Source organism: Psychroflexus curvus (assembly GCF_020164585.1).
Taxonomy (GTDB): domain Bacteria; phylum Bacteroidota; class Bacteroidia; order Flavobacteriales; family Flavobacteriaceae; genus Psychroflexus; species Psychroflexus curvus.
The window spans coordinates 1-370 of the sequence record NZ_JAIQZF010000023.1 but is presented as its reverse complement, the minus strand read 5'-3'; the positions used below and the strand labels follow the sequence as shown (position 1 = coordinate 370).

Annotated in this window: 1 rRNA gene; it reads right to left on the bottom strand. The window is 48.1% G+C overall.

Annotated elements, in window-relative coordinates:
• Positions 1-370, bottom strand: a 23S ribosomal RNA gene (locus tag LB450_RS13985); the annotation flags it as partial.

The window sequence follows — 370 nt, the reverse complement described above, 5'->3', positions numbered from 1 at the left end:
TTTCACCTTTCCCTCACGGTACTGGTTCACTATCGGTCTCTCAGTAGTATTTAGCCTTACCGGATGGTCCCGGCTGATTCATGCAAGGTTTCTCGTGCCCCGCACTACTCAGGATACTACTACTCAACACATCCCTTACCCCTACAGGCCTGTCACCTTCTATGGGTATTCTTTCCAAAATATTTGGGTTCAAAATGTATCAAGATATCGTAGTCCTACTACCCCAGCACTGCCGTAACAGTACTGGTTTGGGCTGTTTCACGTTCGCTCGCCGCTACTAGCAAAATCACTATTGTTTTCTCTTCCTCCGGCTAATTAGATGTTTCAGTTCACCGGGTTCGCTCCCGCCAATGGCGGGTACTATACCTTC